The organism is Okeania sp. SIO3B5 (genome assembly GCF_010692555.1).
GTDB lineage: Bacteria > Cyanobacteriota > Cyanobacteriia > Cyanobacteriales > Microcoleaceae > Okeania.
Map to the genome: position 1 here is coordinate 1 of NZ_JAAHHG010000175.1, position 18,636 is coordinate 18,636.

General features: G+C 36.5%; 16 protein-coding genes and 2 pseudogenes. 6 read left to right on the forward strand and 12 right to left on the reverse strand.

Features of this window, described 5'->3' with window-relative positions; translation table 11 throughout:
* The 7 genes and pseudogenes from F6K54_RS43840 to F6K54_RS21920 all read right to left on the reverse strand — a co-directional run.
* Positions 1-181 (reverse strand): annotated as a pseudogene (locus F6K54_RS43840) (Uma2 family endonuclease); the annotation flags it as partial.
* Positions 182-247: 66 nt separating this feature from the next.
* Positions 248-442, reverse strand: coding sequence for a hypothetical protein (locus F6K54_RS43845; protein ID WP_375341993.1), 195 nt, complete (start codon positions 440-442; stop codon positions 248-250).
* Between the two features lie 194 nt (positions 443-636).
* Positions 637-1,170, reverse strand: a complete 534-nt coding sequence (locus F6K54_RS21900; RefSeq protein ID WP_293081859.1) for a Uma2 family endonuclease — start codon at positions 1,168-1,170, stop codon at positions 637-639.
* Positions 1,171-1,379: 209 nt separating this feature from the next.
* Complete coding sequence (locus F6K54_RS21905) at positions 1,380-1,964, reverse strand: Uma2 family endonuclease (protein WP_293081862.1); 585 nt, start codon at positions 1,962-1,964, stop codon at positions 1,380-1,382.
* A 15-nt stretch (positions 1,965-1,979) separates the two neighbouring features.
* Positions 1,980-2,565 (reverse strand): annotated as a pseudogene (locus F6K54_RS21910) (Uma2 family endonuclease).
* 15 nt (positions 2,566-2,580) lie between these two features.
* Positions 2,581-3,165, reverse strand: a complete 585-nt coding sequence (locus tag F6K54_RS21915; protein WP_293081865.1) for a Uma2 family endonuclease — start codon at positions 3,163-3,165, stop codon at positions 2,581-2,583.
* 628 nt (positions 3,166-3,793) lie between these two features.
* Positions 3,794-4,432, reverse strand: a complete 639-nt coding sequence (locus F6K54_RS21920) for a peroxiredoxin (RefSeq protein ID WP_293081869.1) — start codon at positions 4,430-4,432, stop codon at positions 3,794-3,796.
* Between the two features lie 136 nt (positions 4,433-4,568).
* Between F6K54_RS21920 and F6K54_RS21925 the strand changes: the two genes are divergently transcribed.
* Positions 4,569-4,871 carry a hypothetical protein gene (locus F6K54_RS21925; RefSeq protein ID WP_293081872.1) on the forward strand — a complete coding sequence of 101 codons (303 nt, stop codon included), beginning with the start codon at positions 4,569-4,571 and terminating at the stop codon, positions 4,869-4,871.
* Positions 4,872-5,659: 788 nt separating this feature from the next.
* Here F6K54_RS21925 and F6K54_RS21930 read toward each other — a convergent pair.
* The 3 genes from F6K54_RS21930 to F6K54_RS21940 all read right to left on the reverse strand — a co-directional run bounded on the left by F6K54_RS21930 (position 5,660) and on the right by F6K54_RS21940 (position 8,985).
* The gene (locus F6K54_RS21930) at positions 5,660-6,619 is read right to left on the reverse strand and encodes an alcohol dehydrogenase catalytic domain-containing protein (RefSeq protein WP_293081875.1); all 960 of its coding nucleotides are present in this window, start codon (positions 6,617-6,619) and stop codon (positions 5,660-5,662) included.
* Positions 6,620-6,832: 213 nt separating this feature from the next.
* Positions 6,833-6,994: a hypothetical protein gene (locus F6K54_RS21935; RefSeq protein WP_293081878.1), complete on the reverse strand. Its 162-nt coding sequence runs from the start codon at positions 6,992-6,994 to the stop codon at positions 6,833-6,835.
* A gap of 665 nt (positions 6,995-7,659) precedes the next feature.
* On the reverse strand, positions 7,660-8,985 hold the full coding sequence (locus F6K54_RS21940) for a transposase (RefSeq protein ID WP_366558192.1): 1,326 nt from the start codon (positions 8,983-8,985) through the stop codon (positions 7,660-7,662).
* A gap of 333 nt (positions 8,986-9,318) precedes the next feature.
* Here F6K54_RS21940 and F6K54_RS21945 point away from each other — a divergent pair, with 333 nt between their 5' ends.
* Positions 9,319-9,699 carry a hypothetical protein gene (locus tag F6K54_RS21945; RefSeq protein ID WP_293081881.1) on the forward strand — a complete coding sequence of 127 codons (381 nt, stop codon included), beginning with the start codon at positions 9,319-9,321 and terminating at the stop codon, positions 9,697-9,699.
* A 408-nt stretch (positions 9,700-10,107) separates the two neighbouring features.
* Here the strand turns inward: F6K54_RS21945 and F6K54_RS21950 are convergent, their stop codons facing one another.
* A complete protein-coding gene (locus tag F6K54_RS21950; RefSeq protein WP_293081884.1) occupies positions 10,108-11,157 on the reverse strand; it encodes a mannose-1-phosphate guanylyltransferase in 1,050 nt (349 codons plus the stop codon).
* 902 nt (positions 11,158-12,059) lie between these two features.
* On the opposite strand from F6K54_RS21950, the gene F6K54_RS21955 reads away from it, so the two are divergent.
* The 4 genes from F6K54_RS21955 to F6K54_RS21970 all read left to right on the forward strand — a co-directional run bounded on the left by F6K54_RS21955 (position 12,060) and on the right by F6K54_RS21970 (position 15,347).
* Entirely contained in the window at positions 12,060-12,233 is a 174-nt protein-coding gene (locus F6K54_RS21955; RefSeq protein ID WP_293081887.1) for a hypothetical protein, read from the forward strand.
* A gap of 480 nt (positions 12,234-12,713) precedes the next feature.
* The gene (locus F6K54_RS21960) at positions 12,714-12,875 is read left to right on the forward strand and encodes a hypothetical protein (protein ID WP_293081890.1); all 162 of its coding nucleotides are present in this window, start codon (positions 12,714-12,716) and stop codon (positions 12,873-12,875) included.
* 332 nt (positions 12,876-13,207) lie between these two features.
* Positions 13,208-14,533 carry an LCP family protein gene (locus tag F6K54_RS21965; RefSeq protein WP_293081893.1) on the forward strand — a complete coding sequence of 442 codons (1,326 nt, stop codon included), beginning with the start codon at positions 13,208-13,210 and terminating at the stop codon, positions 14,531-14,533.
* Between the two features lie 586 nt (positions 14,534-15,119).
* Positions 15,120-15,347, forward strand: a complete 228-nt coding sequence (locus F6K54_RS21970) for a hypothetical protein (protein ID WP_293081895.1) — start codon at positions 15,120-15,122, stop codon at positions 15,345-15,347.
* Positions 15,348-16,361: 1,014 nt separating this feature from the next.
* Here F6K54_RS21970 and mrdA read toward each other — a convergent pair.
* Entirely contained in the window at positions 16,362-18,152 is a 1,791-nt protein-coding gene (mrdA, locus tag F6K54_RS21975; RefSeq protein WP_293081898.1) for a penicillin-binding protein 2, read from the reverse strand.
* Between the last annotated feature and the right edge of the window lie 484 nt (positions 18,153-18,636).

The following is an 18,636-nucleotide window of genomic DNA, read 5'->3' on the forward strand; positions in this document are numbered from 1 at the left end:
TTTTTACACCTGGTTCTTCCATGTATTCTGTCATTTTTGCTTGTAGGGTTTTCAGATTATCTGAAGGTGACATTAGTTCCACCACAAAATCTGGGCAAATAGGAGCGAATTTTTGTTGTTCCTCTAGGGATAAACTATTCCATCTTTCTAATTTTATCCAGGAAGCATCAGGAGATTTTTTTGCACCTGTAGAAAAAGTAAATCCAGTGCTTGAACTAAAAGCTAAACCCGTACCATCTTCATCAGCTCAATTCATTAACTGTTGAATAATTCTGCCATCTCGATTTCCTGTTTCAGAGCCTGTAGGAGACATAATTAATAATTCTCCAAATTTATTAGTTTCTATCTGTAAATCTCGGTTAATTTGACAGAATTCAAAAAACTGTTCATCTGTCATTTGTAAATCTGGAGGCATTTGCAAAATAATTTGGTCTTCAAGCATTATTTCTTCTCCTATTTACCAGACTTTACTCATATTTAAAACAAATCCAGGCAATACTGGGTCTCCACTTATAGCGCTGTGCGCAGGCAACAGGCAACAGGCAACAGCTCATCTGGGGGAATGAATTGCTGATAATATAAGACTTTTAGCTATTTGGCCCCTCCTGCAATTTGTAAATATACCAGCGCTCATTGCTATACAGTATCAGGATTTTCTAAACATTCTGTAAGCATTCCTGGGCAATAAATATAAACTTTTCTCTCTTTTCTATCAATTAACCAACCCAGTTTTACTCCCGGCTCTTCCATATATTCTGTCATTTTTGCTTGGAGAGTTTTTAAGCTATCTGAAGGTGACATTAATTCCAATACAAAATCTGGGCAAATAGGAGCAAACTTTTCTTTTTGTTCTGGAGATAAACTATTCCATCTTTCTAATTTTATCCAAGCAGCATCGGGAGATTTTTTTGCCCCTGTAGAAAGAGTAAATCCTGTACTAGAACTAAAAGCTATACCCGTAGCATCTTCATCTGACCAATTCATTAACTGTTGAATGATTCTGCCATCTCGATTTCCTGTTTCAGAGCCTGTAGGAGACATAATTAATAATTCTCCAAATTTATTAGTTTCTATCTGTAAATCTCGGTTAATTTGACAGAATTCAAAAAACTGTTCATCTGTTATATTCCAGTCTGAAGGTATTTTTAAAACCATTGGGTTTTCCAGCATAACTTGCCCTCCTATTTACCAAATTTTCTGCATATTTAAAATCAATCCAGGTAATATTGGTTCTCCACTTACAATCTCAGGACTTTCTAAACATTCGGTAGGCAAATTCGGTTAATTTGACAGAATTCAAAAAACTGTTCATCTGTTATATTCCAGTCTGAAGGTATTTTTAAAACCATTGGGTTTTCCAGCATAACTTGCCCTCCTGTTTACCAAACTTTCTGCATATTTAAAACAAATCCAGACAATACTGGGTCTCCACTTACAATCTCAGGATTTTCTAAACATTCGGTAGGCATTCCTGGGCGATAAATATAAACTTTTCTCTCTTTTCTATCAATTAACCAACCCAGTTTTACCCCTGGTTCTTCCATGTATTCTGTCATTTTTGCTTGGAGAGTTTTTAAGCTATCTGAAGGAGACATTAATTCCAACACAAAATCTGGGCAAATAGGAGCAAACTTTTCTTTTTGTTCTGGAGATAAACTATTCCATCTTTCTAATTTTATCCAGGAAGCATCAGGAGATTTTTTTGCACCTGTAGAAAGAGTAAATCCTGCACTAGAACTAAAAGCTATACCCGTACCATCTTGTTCTGACCATACCCATAGCTGACCAGACAAATTAAATTCTCGATTTCCTGTTTCAGAACCAGTGGGAGACATAATTAATAATTCTCCAAATTTATTAGTTTCTATGCGTAAATCTCGGTTAATTTGACAGAATTCAAAAAACTGTTCATCTGTCATTTGTAAATCTGGAGGCATTTGCAAAATAATTTGGTCTTCAAGCATTATTTCTTCTCCTATTTACCAAACTTTACTCATATTTAACACAAATCCAGGTAACACTGGGTCTCCACTCAGACTCTCAGGATTTTCTAAACTTTACTGTAGATAAATTTGGGCGATAAATATAAACTTTCTGTTGCTTTCTATCAATTAACCAACCTAATTTTACCCCTGGTTCTTCCATATATTCTTCCATTTTTGCTTGGAGAGTTTTCAGATTATCTGAAGGTGACATTAATTCCAACACAAAATCTGGGCAAATAGGAGCAAACTTTTCTTTTTGTTCTTGGGATAAACTATTCCATCTTTCTAATTTTATCCAAGAAGCATCAGGAGATTTTTTTGCCCCTGTAGAAAGAGTAAACCCAGTGCTTGAACTAAAAGCTATACCTGTACCATCTTGTTCTGACCAGAAATATAATTTTGCTGCTATACCAAGGTTACGATTTCCTGTTTCAGAACCAGTAGGAGACATAATTAATAACTCTCCAAATTTATTAGTTTCTATATGTAAATCTCCGTTAATTTGACAGAATTTAAAAAACTGTTCATCTGTCATTTGTAAATCTGGAGGCATTTGTAAAATAATTGGATAGTCAAGCATTATTTCTTCTCCTATTTACCAGACTTTACTCATCTTTAAAACAAATCCCGGTAATACTGGGTCTCCACTCACACTATCAGGATTTTCTAAACATTCGGTAGGCATTCCTGGGCGATAAATATAAACTGTATGTTGCTTTCTATCGATTAACCAACCCAGTTTTACTCCCGGCTCTTCCATATATTCTGTCATTTTTGCTTGGAGAGTTTTTAAGCTATCTGAAGGTGACATTAATTCCAATACAAAATCTGGGCAAATTGGAGCAAACTTTTCTTTTTGTTCTGGAGATAAACTATTCCATCTTTCTAATTTTATCCAAGAGGCATCAGGAGATTTTTTTGCACCTGTAGAAAGAGTAAATCCTGCACTATAACTAAAAGCTATACCCGTACCATCTTGTTCTGACCATACCCATAGCTGACCAGACAAATTAAATTCTCTATTTCCTGTTTCTGAACCAGTGGGAGACATAATTAATAACTCTCCCAATTTATTAGTTTCTATCCGTAAATCTCGGTTAATTTGACAGAATTCAAAAAATTGTTCATCTGTCATTTGTAAATCTGGAGGCATTTGTAAAATAATCGAATCGTCAAGCATAATTTTTCCCTCCTAAAAATAGTTATGGTTTACTGAAAAAGTCTTTTTTAAGGAGTAGGGGAGAATAGAACTTATAGAGGAGGTAGTCGGATATATTTGCCCCTTGATTGTTCTGCAATTATTCTGCCTTTTATGCTAACTTTTTGAGGGTTTTGGGCGTGATATCTGGCACTTTTTTCAATCCAAAAAAGGCTTTAGCCAATATCATTCAATGCTTTGAGATTTGATCGGTAAGTCCTAATTAAGGATTAAGAATCCTAGTTAAAATCTTAATCCTCAATTAAATTATATAGCAAGGAACAAGTTGGTGTTTGACTGATGTTGATGATGAAACTGAGACATAAAAAAGCTTTATGCTACTGTTTCCTGTTTCTTTCTATAACTTTACTTAGAGCTTGCTGAATAAAGCTAAAATTCAGGATAGCTAAGGTAATGAAGCTTTTTATATTCAGTTTATATCCTATGTTATTGGCTCTTATTGGCATCAATTTACTGAAGTTTTCTGCTGAAATTCAAGAAAATTCCTTCACATAAAATGGTTGAAACCTTTGCCTGTTTCACCATCTCCGCGTCTCCGCGTCTCCGCGTCCCCGTGTCCTCCCCCACCAACCAATTTATTCAGCAGACCCTACTTATTTGGTTGAGGGGTCATCCGCAAATATGACTTAACTTCTGTGTAACCTTTGGGGAATTTTTCTTTCAATACTTCTGGATCTTTTAGAGAAGGAACTATCACACAATCATCACCATCTTTCCAATTTACAGGAGTAGCAACTTGATAATTATCTGTTAGTTGCAAAGAATCAATTACTCTAAGAATTTCCTCAAAATTACGACCTGTACTAGCAGGATAAGTAATAGAAAGACGGAGTTTCTTTTGAGGGTCGATAATAAAAACAGTACGAATTGTGAGATTATTTAAGGAGTTAGGATGAATCATATCGTACAAATCAGAAACCTTTTTATCCACATCTGCCAAAATAGGATAATTAACAGTTGTACTTTGGGTTTCATTAATATCTCCAATCCAACCTTTATGAGATTCTGCATCATCCACACTTAGAGCTAAAACCTTAACACCTCTTTTATCAAATTCTGGTTTGAGTTTGGCAACTGTGCCTAGCTCTGTTGTACAAACAGGTGTGTAATCAGCAGGGTGAGAAAATAGCACTACCCAACTATCTCCAGCCCAGTCATAAAAGTTGACTTCTCCTTCAGAAGAATCTTGGGTAAAGTTGGGTACTGTATCACCTAATCTAAGGGCCATAGCTTAATTTCCTATATTGTTTATAGTGAACAATTCTCTATATTTTCATCCTATAATCATTTAAGCTTTTTACTTTATATAATCTTAAAAATTGGATTAAGTTTAAAGTTATGTTATCTGTTATGAATTAGTAACCATGTTTCAATTTATTTATTTTGTTATTCATGCCATACAACCATTTTTGGTTCCCTTCTGTTTTGTCGTTGCTTGGGGATTGATAATTTTAACGGTTTGGAGTATAATCAGCGCCCTTGTTGATTCAGTCCGTAGAGCGAAACAGATGCACGAAATTCCCTGTGCTAATTGTCTATTTTTTACTGGAGATTATCATCTCAAATGTCCTGTACAACCTAAAGTTGCTCTTTCAGAAAAAGCAATTAATTGTATTGACTATAAACCTAAATCTGTGAGTTGGTACGACCGGATTAATTCCTATTGAAGAAGGAAGAAGGCAGAAGGCAGAAGACAGAAGACAGAAGACAGAAGACAGAAGGCAGAAGGCAGAAGGCAGAAGGCAGAAGGCAGAAGGGTTCAACAATTAATAATTAATAATCACCTATCCTTGAAAACGGATAGGATTGACTAAAAGGAAAATTTTTTCTTTTTTCTCCTTTAAAAGAGAAGCTTTAAACCTTAACTATTCGGTAAATATTGAAAGAAAGGGAAAAACGATAAAGATAACTATCTAAAATGAATTGGAGCAGCTATTTTTAAGCATATCCAATCAAGATGGACTTTCGATCACATTCTTTTTTCAAACTGATATTAGGCAATAGTTAGGGTTTGCGTATGGAAAGTCTTTTTGCTCTTTGCAGGAGACAGCTATACTGGAGACAGGAGACAGGAGAAATGGGAATTTCGAGGAGATAGGAGCTAAGTTTTGTCCCAAGATTGTTCTGCACAACTATGAGCCGAAAATACGCTCCATACATGAGCATGAAGAGCTGAAAACCAAGTACTTTTTAAAGGCCCCAAAAAGGCACTTGTCTTTATATTTCAATGCTTTTAGATTTAATCAGCAAGCCCTAGTTAGAAATAGTTTTGATCAAAACAATTGGGTCGCGCAACCCCGCCTTGATCGGCGAAATATTTTTGGAGGTTTGCTCAAATCCCCGTTACAAAAATAACTTCTAACTTCTAACTTCTAACTTCTGACTTCTGACTTCGTTAAGCTTGCTACTTTTTGATTTGAGGCGTATAAACTGAATTTCAAAAAAAAACAACAGCCTATTCCTGCCCAATATCTATTAATACTTTTAATACTCCCTTCTTCTCAGCATGAGCAAAACCATCAATTCCTGCCTCTAGGGGATAATGAGCTTGGATTAATGGCCTAACATTAACCTTCTGTTGTGACAAAAGTTCCAATGCAGGTTTAAAAGGTCCGCAACGAGAACCAACCAAAGTAATTTCATCCACCACCAAAGACGAAATATCCAAACTTAGATTCCCAGCATAAGTACTTTTGAGGACCAAAATACCACAAGGGCGAAGGGCACGACGAGCGATCGCAAATCCTTCTGGGTTGCCAGTACATTCCACTGCCACATCAAAAGCTCCTGTAGTAACCGCATCAGCAAACCCAGTTTTAATTCCCCGCTCTTCTAAATTTGCCAGTTTTTCTCGATGACGACCGACAACCAACAATTGACAATCAGTTAAAGCTAAAGTTTGTGCCACCAACTGTCCAAGTTTGCCATCCCCCACTACTAAGACTTTATCTACTGGGCAAATTTGTATTTGTTGTTGAATTTCCAATGCTGCTGCTACTGGTTCGGTAAATGTAGCTTCATCGGTTGAGACACTTTCAGGTACCGGATGGAGATTTTTTGTTGGCAAAGTGAGATATTCGGCAAAAGCTCCGTTACGGTTAACTATTCCCAAGACTGTCCGATTTTCACAGTGGGTAGGTTGGTTGCTTAAGCAAAAGCGACAATAACCACAAGCAGCATTAATTTCTCCGACTACTCGTCGATTGAGTAAATTTTCCGGTCCTTGTTCGACCACACCGACAAATTCATGGCCGAGGATACCTTTGTAGGGATAGTAACCTCTAAGAAGTTCTAGGTCTGTATTGCAGATACCGGCACGCAAGACCCGGACCAGTGCTTCTCCTTCTGGGGGTTCGGGTGTGGGGAGGTCGGTGCGGAGTTGGAGTTGTTGGTTTTCTAGCCAGATTCCTTTCATTATTTCTATTGTCTTTTTTGAGTAGGTTTGCTTAATTTGATTTTAGGGAGTAGTTTCTTCTGGGCATACGTTGAATTTTTGAGAGATTATTCCAAAAATTATCATTATAGGCTTTTGCTAGACTATGATTAAGGAATTTGTCTCTACCGATAATTGAATCTATATTAATCAAGCAAATGACTACTACTAATAACTAGGCAATTTTAATTGGTATTAATCAATATAACTTTTTACGTCCCCTTCAGTTTGCCAAGGCAGATACTGAGGCAATGCACAGTTTCTTAAAGAAGATTTGGGGTTCAAAAATATATTTTTATTCACCGAAGATTCGTCACCTATACAAAAAGCTAATCCTCCTAATTCTAACTCAACCAATCTTTGGCATTTTAGATGCTTTTTTTAGAACTGCCTACTTAACCCTAATATAAAGATAAAAAATCAAAAATAGAGCGATCGCTCCAACCACTTAAGAGTATGACAAAGTAATCAGAAAGTTATCATTACCTTCTGTTCTACTTTCTCCCAGGGAGCGCAAAATTAATTTCAAAAACAAAACTAAATTTTCACCCTTCAATATAAATTATACTAATGAAATTAATTTTTAAGATTATTTCTTCCAATCAAAATATGCTCATTTTTCGCTAATTATTACAAAATATTTCACGAACTTGCGTTATTTCAGCGATTTGTATCATACTCTGTACATTGAGATATGATGCCAATTTTATAATTAAATTCAAAAAAAGACCTTTTCAAGAAAGCTATAACCTTGTATTTACGTTAATTGCATCTCAAATCTGCTAATTTTCAGTAGAGTTAGATAACCTCAAAAAAACAAATTTTGAATAAGTATAGATGCCTAAGTAATTCTAGCTATTGACAAATAGTAGATAATAAGTTGTATATTCCAGGCATTCAATATCAAAATGTCTTTAAGTGCAGAAAAACAAACCTGATTTTTCCACAGCAACAAAATGTTATTTCAAATCAGATTTAATAGTTCCATAGATTGAGCAAAACTGTTGTGACATACTCCCACACTAAGCTGACGCTATAGTGTGGGCTTCTCGTTTCGTAGTCCTGCCACTGCATCGGACTCCACGAGCTTTAAGGACGGGATGCCCCGCCGCCCTATTTTTTATATTTATCGCTGCATTCCAGTCGCGGTCTATGACAATACCGCAATGCGGACAAGAATGAGTTCGTATGTTTAATTTTTTTTCGACTTTTTCACCACAATTTGAGCAATCTTGGCTAGTATTTTGAGGGTTCACTGCTATAGTCTTCTGTCCAGCATTTCCGGCTTTGACAGTCAAAATAGACAGGAATTGTCCCCATCCAGCATCGTTAATTGATTTACTCAAATGAGTCTTTGCTAGCCCTTTAATGTTTAAGTTTTCGTGGGCGATGACATCTACTTTTGATAACAATTCATTGGCTGTTTTAAAGTGGAAATCTTTACGTTTATCGGCTACTTTTTTATGTTGTTTGGCAACAGCTTTGACAGCTTTGAGCCTCCTTTTACTTCCTTTTTTCTTTCGAGATAAACGTTTCTGTAGAGTCTTTAATCGCTTCTGAGATTTTCGATAATATTGAGGTATTGGGACAGATTCTCCTTCACTTGTTACTAAGAATTCCTTTAGCCCCATATCGATTCCCAGAGTATTTTCTAATGTAGGTTCCACTTCACTTGTGGAAGTTGGAACTGATTTGTCTTCTAGGGATAAAGTTACATAATAACCATCAGCTTTACGACTAATCGTCACAGTTTTAATTGTAAACCCTTCTGGTATTGCTCGATGCTGAATCAACTTGACTTTGCCAATTTTGGGTAAGTTGATCTTGTGTCCTTCAATACAGTCAAGTTTGATTTGAGGATAAGTAAAACTGCGATAACGACCTTTTCCCTTAAACCTTGGTTTTCCTAATTTCTGCCCATTTTTGTCTGCCTTCAACCATCTATCAAAGGCAAGTTTTACCCGTTTAATGCAATCCTGTAAAACCTGAGAATGAATTAGTTTGTACTCAGGAAACTTGTCTTTGGTATTGACCAAATCTCGTTTTTGAGAGTAATAATCTGGATGATCTCTTAGTTGAGGAATGGGCATGACCAAGGGGCAGGCGTTAACTGAACAACGATTTTCTTCCCACCAGGAGAACCGCTCGCCTAACCGATAGTTATACTGCCGACGCAACAAGTCCAGCCATAGTTCTATGGTAGACACTTGTTCTTTATTAGGCTTTAATTTGTACTGATAAGCCGTCCGCATTACTATCAACATTACTTCGATACCCAACATATATTGTACAACACATTTAAGGTTAGGAAATCCTGCTATGAATATTCTGGTGCTTTTTTCAACCAAAATTTATTCTCTTAAGTAAAAAAACTTACTGCCATAGAAGTTTTTGTCGGGTTCGCTGTCTCTTAACCCAACCTAAAACTAAGTTAAGGCAATTAGGAAGTAATTTATAGATAGGAGAAAAATATGTACAAGTATTATGAAATTTCGCTTTGATAGATTTTTGGCTTAAATTCCCTAAAAGAAAATTTTTAACTGCCTAAAATTATCTACAGTTTCTTAGGTGAAAGGATATCTTAAAAATTAATAAAATTACCAGTTATATTTCTGAGGCAAGAAATAAAATCAGATAAAGATAATTGCAGGGTAAAAATAGCAAATAAATGAGGTAATTAAATGTTAAAGACAATCAATACAATTACAACTAGACTATTTGTTAGTGTTACAGCTTTTGCCTTCATAGTTGGTTCTTTACCTAAAGAAGTAAATGCAGGAACAGGAGCAGGAGGTAGTACAGGTTGGGAGAAAGTGAGTACCACAGATATCATAAGCTGTGAGCAGAATGCTAAACAAGAAATGGAAAGATTGGTACAACAAGGGGTAATTCAAAAAATTCCTGGTATAAACAGTCGCTTTAAGAAAGGAAATAATACTGTGTTCAATGTTATCTGTACTAACGATGGTCAATGGGTCAGAGTTGATGTAATTTGTTTTAATCAATGTGCAGAAGGCTTTAGTCGTATTCGCAGTAAAATAGACGCACTTTTGGTATGGTGAATCAAGGTATTTTAAGTATTTGTAGGTTGGGTTGAGGTAACGTTAGCGTAGCTTATCCGTAGGATAAACCCAACATATATAGGAGGACGTATTAAGGTTAGGAAATCGTACTATTAATATTCTGATGTTTTTTTCAACCAAAATTTATTCTCTTATAGCGCTTTTCAAAACAAGCAAAATAATAGTAGGGAGATTCCATGGAAGGTCCCTACTACTGTGGTCTACCAAAATGAAAACCACTGTAACTAAAAAATGTACTTCCATATAAGTTTTTGTTGGGTTGCGCTGTTGCTTAACCCAACCTACAACTATATCCCTCCTTCTTCCTCCTTCCCTCTTCCTTCTTCCTACTCCTCTAAACCTCCTATTCCTCCTGACTCCTGACTCCTGACTCCTGACTCCTTCTTCCTACAATAAATCCTTAAATTTAGGATGATTAGCCAAACTCTTCAAAACTTGCTTAATATCCTGCGACCGCTCCTTTTTCACAATCAAAGTCACATTCCCATCTCTAACAACAACCACATCCTCCAAACCAATAGTCACAATAGCATCATCATCACTAGAGGAATAAAAAATCGACCCCTCCGTATCCAAACCCAAATGATTAGCCAACTCCACATTAACTCCATCACCCTTAACCAAACGTTCCAAAGCATTCCAATCACCCAAATCATCCCAACCAAAAGCCACAGGTAACACAAAAGCCTTATCAGTCTTCTCCATCACGGCATAATCAATACTCTTCTTCTCCAACTGAGAATAACCCTCAGCACCCATCGCCTCCAAAACAGTCATCATCGTCGGGGCATATTTTCGTAACTCAGCCAACATTACCCCCACCCGGAAAACAAAAATACCCCCATTCCAACTAAAACGACCTGTTGCTAAAAACTCTTCAGCCTTCTCCCGGTTAGGCTTTTCCGTAAACCGCGCCACTCGATAAGCATCAAACCCACCAAAATTTCCTGCTTTTTCTCCCTGTTCAATGTATCCATAACCAGTAGAAGGAAAAGAGGGCTTCACACCGAGAGTGACAATAGCCTCCTGGTTCATTGCCAACTCAGCTGCTGCCTCCAAAGTCTTCCGGAATACTTCCGGTTCCCCAATCCAATGGTCAGCCGGAAAAAACCCAACTACTGCATCTTCCCCATAACGGCGTGCTGTCTCTATTGCTGTCCACGCAACAGCAGGAGCTGTATCCCTTCCTTCTGGTTCTGCCAATATATTTTCCTTTGGCATCTGGGGTAACTGTTGTGCTACACCTTCGGCCAACATTGCGGATGTTACAACCCATAAACCATCCCAATTGTTAGATAATGAGAGTAATCTGTCTGCTGTTGTTTGTAACAAACTTTTACCACTGCCATCCAGAGAAAGAAACTGTTTGGGTCGATGCTTTCGACTTAAGGGCCAAAAACGTTCTCCTTTACCGCCAGCAAGAATTACAGGTATCATTAGATTTTAGATTAATTAAGTTAATAGATGAAACTATTCAATCTTAAATTCTCATTGGCAGTTTTTCCCAAATTACCCAACTATAGCATTTGCTGATTTTTTGAGTTCTAATACCAAATTAAAAAAAGGTAGTTATATCTTAATTTGTGGTTTATTCTTACAATAAAAAAAATCTATAGCAATTCCCAAAAAGCGTGAGGTACAAAATTTTAAGTTTGAGGGAACACCGGATCTGGGAACAGAGAATAAAAAGACAAAAAGATAACTGTACCTCACTAATTTGAGAAACCCTATAAAGGGTGCATCTCAATTTTGAATAATACCAATTTGAAAAAATAATATTACGAATAGTAAGAGCGATAAAAATACTTGACAGGAGCTGTTCCTTTGATAAAAAAAGATAATTTACACCCGAAAAACTGGTATTTAAGCCATTCCTTCTGACTCCTGACTTCTGACTCCTGACTTCTAAGAAATAGCCTAACTATTTGTAGCAAACATTTATCAATTTGATATAAAGCCAAAAAATTATCGCTTTTAGGCAACAGTTCTGAAAGGGAACAGGCAACAGGGAATATATAGGAAAAAAGTATTTTTGCTTGCTATGAGATGCACCCGCTATAAATGCCATAAAATATGAAAATTACAGCAGTTTTGGAGTTGATGAGGTACAAAATTTTAGGATTTTAGGGAGTAGGGAAAAAAGATTAATCTTAAAACTGTACCTTACCGAATAATTAATAATTAATAATTAATAATTAAATAATTCTGGTTTAAAGCCTCCCCTTTTAAGGGGAAAAAAGCGGTCGTTTTGCTAGCGCATAACTACGTTAACGGCTGTCGCCGACATGTTTGCGTAGCATTCCGCACCGAAAAGCGCAGCTTCCCGAAGGGTGGGATGGATGAGTTTCCTAACCATATCCAATCGACCAAGAGAAGAAATAATATTTCCTTATATTCAATCAAGAGCGGTTTTAACTAGAGGTAATTATCAATTATCAATTATCAATTATCAATTATCAATTATCCATTATCCATTATCAATTATCCATTATCCATTATCCATTATCCATTAATGAAGCTTCCTACAAAAATGGTGTAAATATTTTTTCCTCTTGTTTATTATGTTTTTATTGCCCTGTTTCTAGTTAATTTTTCTCTGTTTCGTGACTGTAGTAATCTTTGATAAAATTGGTATAAAAAAATCGATTTTATAGCGGCTTGATAGTTTTTTAAATACAGAATTATTAGCTTTGAATAACAAGAGATTTGATACCGTTTCACGGAATTAATAAGTTAGATTTGATCGGCTAAAAACTTTGACAATACAATAGTTTCAGGAAATTATTTTTTATTTAAAGGAGCGAAACTATTTGTGACATCCTTAAAGTGAATTGTTATGAGTATTTAGCATTTAGACTCAGTTATTAACTAGGGTTTGCGTATGGAAAGTCTTTTTGCTGGGGTAGGAGACAGGAGACAGGAGACAGGAGACAACCCACCCCTAGCCCCTCCCAGGAGGCTATCCCTTATAAGGAACTCCTGAAATCCTGTAGATGAGGGGATGGGGAGATGGGGAGATGGGGAGATGGGGAGATGGGGAGGAAAAATCCTGTCTGCAGCTCTCAAAAAAATGTATTTTTCAATACACTTTTCTCCCAAAAAAGCCTTTGAGAGGTTTATACATAACTTGTTTGTTTTGTCAAGTTTTATCTTAAGAAAGATGTTTATAAAGCATAGCCCAGGAGGGAAGGGGAATACAGGAGAGATGGGAATGAGCGAGGAGGTAGGAGTAAGAATTGTCCCAAGATTTTTCTGCCCAACTATGCGCCTAAAATACGCTCCTTTTTAAGCATGAAGAGCTGAAATAGGTGCACTGCAATTCGACCCTAAAAAGGCACTTGTCTTTATATGTCAATGCTTTTAGATTTAATCAGCAAGCCCTAACTATTACCAATTCAGCAGCAGTCTATATCTATTTTGTTCTATTTATAGCCATTAACTTCTACAGTTACAGCAATAATCTTACTTTTAACTTTTAATTTTTATTATGAATAATACTTCTCCTACTGAGTCCCGGTTTATTTGGCACAAATGGTGGTTCTGGATACTTGTATTAGTCTTGAGTGGAACTATAACTACTTCTTTTGGAGCAATAACTGCTCTATTTGCTCCGGTTGAACCACAGTTTTTCAGCGAACTACTCCAGAAATTTACCTCAGATGTCCTATGGCGTAAGCGTCTGCCTTACCAACTCTCAAAACCAATGAATATTCTAGTTATGGGAATTGACCAAGTTTCAGGAGTGGCAGAAAATTCTCCAGATGTGTTTGAGGGTCGTAGCGATACTTTACTATTAGTACAAGCTAATCCTACTACTCAGACTGTCAGTTTACTTTCAGTACCACGAGATACTCAAGTCCTAATTCCCAAAATTGGTATTGCTAAAATTAATGAAGCTAATATTTATGGAGGGCCAGAACTGGTAGAAAGTGTTTTAGAGAATACTTTAAGTGGTTTTGAGATTGACCGATATGTGCGAGTTAGTAAGGGAGCGTTTCGAGAATTAGTTGAACAACTCGGTGGGGTAGAAATTTTTGTTCCTCAACCTATGTCTTATACTGATAATACTCAGCAGCTAAAAATAGATTTAAAGTCTGGTTGGCAAACTCTCAATGGAGAACAAGCAGAACAATTTGCTCGTTTCCGAGAAGAAGTTTATGGAGATATTGGTCGTATTCAACGGCAACAAGTTTTGCTCAAGGCACTCCGAAACCGCATTACTAATGTGGCAGTTTTACCTCGGTTGCCTCATATTATTCAGGTGATGCTGAAGTATGTGGATACTAATTTAAGTTTTCCAGAAATGTTGGCTCTGGTGAATTTTAGTCTTGATTTAGAAAGGGATGATTTGAGAATGGTAATGTTGCCAGGAAGAGCTAGTTCTAGTAATGAGTATTTGACTAGCTATTGGATTATAGACCAACCTGGTCGTGATCGAATTCTTGAACAATATTTTAATTTCAAGTTAGAAGCTTTTAATTATAACGATCTAGTTTATCCGAAAAAAGTTAATGAAACTTTGTCTTTTGAGGCTAAAATAGCTGTTCAAAATGCCTCTAGTAATTCTCAAGCTGCGACAAATTTTGCTCGATATTTGCGTAATAAAGGATTCTACAATGTTTATGTAGTTTCTGATTGGCCTGACAAACAACCTTTGACTCAAATTATTGTTCAAGGGGGTTATTTGGAGTCTGCTGAAGTTGTGAAAAATGCTTTGGGTTTTGGTCAAATTGAACCTGCTTCTACTGGTGAAATTGGTTCTGATTTTACTGTTCGTTTAGGGGAAGATTCGGTCAATATAATTAATAATTAATAATTAATAATTAATAATTAATAATTAGGGTTTGCGGAAAAAGTCTTATGTGTGAGGGTAGGAGACAGGAGGCAGGAGACAGGAGACAGGAGAAATGGGAATTACAGAGGATGTAGTTGAAAGAATTGTCCCTTAATTTTTATGCCCAACTCTTGCACAAAATGCTAGTTTTTTGAGCAATCTTTACTGAAAACAGGCGCACTTTTTTCAACCTAATAAGGCTGAAATCAATATAAGTCAATACTTTGAGAATTAATCAGCAAGCCCTAATTAATAATTAGGGTTTGCGGAAAAAGTCTTTTGGTAGGAGTCAGGAGTCAGGAGTTAGGAGACAGGAGAAATGGAAATTATAGACGAGGTAGTCGTAAAAATTGTCCCAAGATTGTTCTGCCATAATTATCCCAAAATACTAGCTTTTTGAGCTTGAGCGACCGAAAAGTTTGCTTTTTTTTCGACCAAAGAAGGCTGAAACCAATATCAGTCAATGGTTTGATATTTAATCAGCAAGCCCTAATTAATTAGGGTTTGTTGAAAAAGTCTTTTTGTTGGTGGTGGTGCATAGTAATGGTAGAGAGAGTGTGGGGGGATGGGGAGATGGGGGGATGGGGAGATGGGGAGATTGGGAGATTGGGAGATGGGGAGATTGAGAGATGGGGAGATGGGGAGATGGGGAGATTGGGGGATTGGGAGTGTGAGAGAAATTAAAAAATATATCTCTTCTACCATTACCATGCAGGACTACCTTTTTGTTGAGGTAGGAGTCAGGAGACAGGAGACAGGAGACAGGAGAAATGGGAATTATAAGAAGATATAGTCGTAAAAATTGTCCCAAGATTGTTCTGCCATAGTTAGCCTAAAATACTAGCTTTTTGAGGGTTTTTAACTAAAACAGGCGCACTTTTTTCGATCCTCAAACTACTCAAACCTTATATATGTCAATGCTTTTAGATTTAATCAGCAAGCCCTAATTAATTATGAATTATTACCCACATTCCGCACTTCAAGAGCGTACCATTAAAAGTAATATATAAATTTGTAGCTTGGTAAGTATTTATACTATGCAAATCATCTCAATTACTTTTTTCGTTCATCAAACTCCTAGTAAAAAATTTACGCATAAATACTGGTTCTTATGATTACTCAATCACGGCAGCTATAATTTTCTTCTAAAATTCTGTCTCCAGTATAGCTGTCTCCTGACTCCTTCTTCGGTTGCTACATTTTGTGGTGCGGAATGTAGGTTATTAGGGCTTACCGATTTAATCTAAAAGAATTAAAATATAAAGACAAGTGCCTTTTTGGGGTCGAATTGTAGTGCCTGGTATCAGGTCTAAAACGCTTAAAAAGGAGCGTACTTTAGGCTCATAGTTGGGCAGAAAAACCCCTCATTCTGACAATTCTTACTGAAAAATTATGGTTTAAAGCCTCCAATTTTAAGCTATCCATTATAAGGAACTCCTGAAAACCTTGATGGGAGGGTAGAGAGGAGCGGGAGGTGTGGGGAGTGTGGGGAGTAATAATCTTCAAAAAAACGTATTTTTCAATACACTTTTCCGAGGAAAAAGCCTCTCAAACGACTTACCCATAACTTCTCACTTTTGTCAAGTTTTATGCTAAGAAAGATGTTTATAAAGCATAGCCTTTTAAGGGGATAATAATGAAATTTTTTTTTCATTATTAGTTAATCAATTCCGTTTTCAAGGAGAGGTAATAATTAATTATTAATTGTTGAATCCTACCTCCTCATTATTCCCCTAACTCCTGTCTCCTGTCTCCTGTCTCCTGTCTCCTGTCTCCTACCCCTACTAAAAGACTTTTTCAGCAAACCCTAATTATACTTGCTGAAATAAGTTTGAAAAACCTGTTTAGCAATAGGAGCAGCAGCAACAGAACCATAACCTCCATTCTCCACAATGACAGCGATCGCAATTGTTGACTGATAAGCTGGCCCAAAACCAACATATAAGGAGTGGGATCTTTGTCCAATTACTTCTGAGGTTCCCGTTTTCCCTCCTGTAAGAGGAATAGAACCATCGTTAAGAGATTGTGCTGTACCATAATAAACTGCATCAATCATGCCTTCTCTAATCATCTTTATCTGTTCGGGTTTCAACCCTGTAGGAGTAGGCTTAATTTTTGGACTATTCGTTTCATTGGCCAACAAATGAGGTTTAATCTGTTTACCACCATTAGCGATCGCTGCTGCTGCTGCTGCCAACTCTAATGGTGTCAACAAAACCAGACCCTGGCCAATAGCCATAGTTACTGTATCACCCAAATACCAATCATCATTATAAATCCTTCGTTTATCTTCTTCAGTAGGTATTAAGCCATTGTATGTAGCGGGTATGCCCAAAAGGTTTAAATTTTTACCTCCCAAACCAAGTTGATGCGCCCATTTAATTATTTCTTGAGGGCCAATAGCCATACCTACTCGATAAAAGAAAGTATTACTACTATAGGCTAATGCACTTCTAAAACCAATTGAACCATATCCTCCACTATGTTCATTGAAACTAATACCTCCAACATAAATTGAGTCAGAGGTATATACAAGGGAGTACGGTGAAAATTTTCCAGACCCCATAGCCGCTGAAGAAGTCACTATCTTAAAAGTACTGCCTGGAGGATAACCCTGGAGAGACCGATTTAAAAATGACTGCTCCTGACTATGAAGATTCTGCCATTTGGCTTTAGACATAGGTTTTGTAAACACATTGGGGTTAAACCTGGGATAACTTGCCATTGCTAAAATTTCCCCCGTATTCACATCTAGAGCAACTACTGCTCCCTTGCGAAAACCCAGAGCTTTTTCTGCTGTTTTCTGAAGGTCTATATCAAGAGTTAACTTTACTGTCTTTCCTGCTTGAGGCTTAATTTCTCCGAGACTACCTATTTCCTGATTTTGGGCATTGACTTCTATCAAACGTTTACCCCATTTTCCGGCAAGTAAATCATTAGCAGTAGCTTCAACCCCTAATCTACCAACCATCATTCTCATTTGATATTCTGGGTTAGCTTCTAATTCTTCTGATGTAACTTCTCCAAGGTATCCAATTATATGAGATGCTAATTGTCCATGAGGATAATAACGAGTTGATTCCGATCTAACTTCTACACCGGAAAATTCCGCAGCTCTTTCCTGTAAGGTTACAAAAGTATCGCGACTCACTTCATAGCTAATATTTACATCCCTTTCTCCTGAATTTATAGCCTGCTCTACTTTTTTAATGATTTTTTCGGCAGGTATATTAATTATGGGGCTGAGTTTTGCTGCAGTAATTTTCCATTGCTCTTTGGGTTGTTCTTTTGGCCATAAATATATGGAATGGGTAAGATGGTTGGATGCAAAGGCTTTACCATTACGGTCTAGGATTAGTCCTCGATTAGATGGAACTGGAATTGGCCTAATACGATTGTTTTCTGCTCGGTCTCTATTCTGTTGACCTTGAATTAATTGTAGTTGAACCAGACGACTAACTTGTAGACCAATGATGGTTGTGGTTAATAGCATTAACACAATTGCTCGGTAGATTGAGCGTGACTGATGTTTTTGAGATGAGAGGTTATTCTCTTCTATTTTTCGTAGCCCAAAAGCAAAAGAAAATTCGCGCACCATGATTTCTTGATTTATGAATTTTAAGATAGACTAAATAGACTAATTATTTTTCAGTTGTTCATTAATAATAGTTTAAATAAAAAATCAAAGTGCAGCAATAGTAATTTTATCTTTCGCTGTCTGAAAATCAATAAATTCATTGCCAAAATCATATAGCAATGCTATTTTATTTGTGTATAAAAATATTACCTCTTTTAGGGAACAGGGAACAGGTAGGAGTTTCAGTTTTTTTATCTACTTTTTGATTACCCGCAACTTATTTAGGATTTCTATAGAATCAAATGACTTTAAAAAAAAATCAGAATAAATATACATATTTAGAAAGAGTTAAATGACTTGTTTTACTATCTTTTCAGGATTTACCAGAAAATTGGGTTTAAAGCCTCCCCCTTTTAGGGGGACTTTTAAATTGGTTTTTCTTTGATAAGTATGTTATCATGTTGTTAGTTTGAAAGTCAGGTTATGAAAGCTAGATTTAAGTATC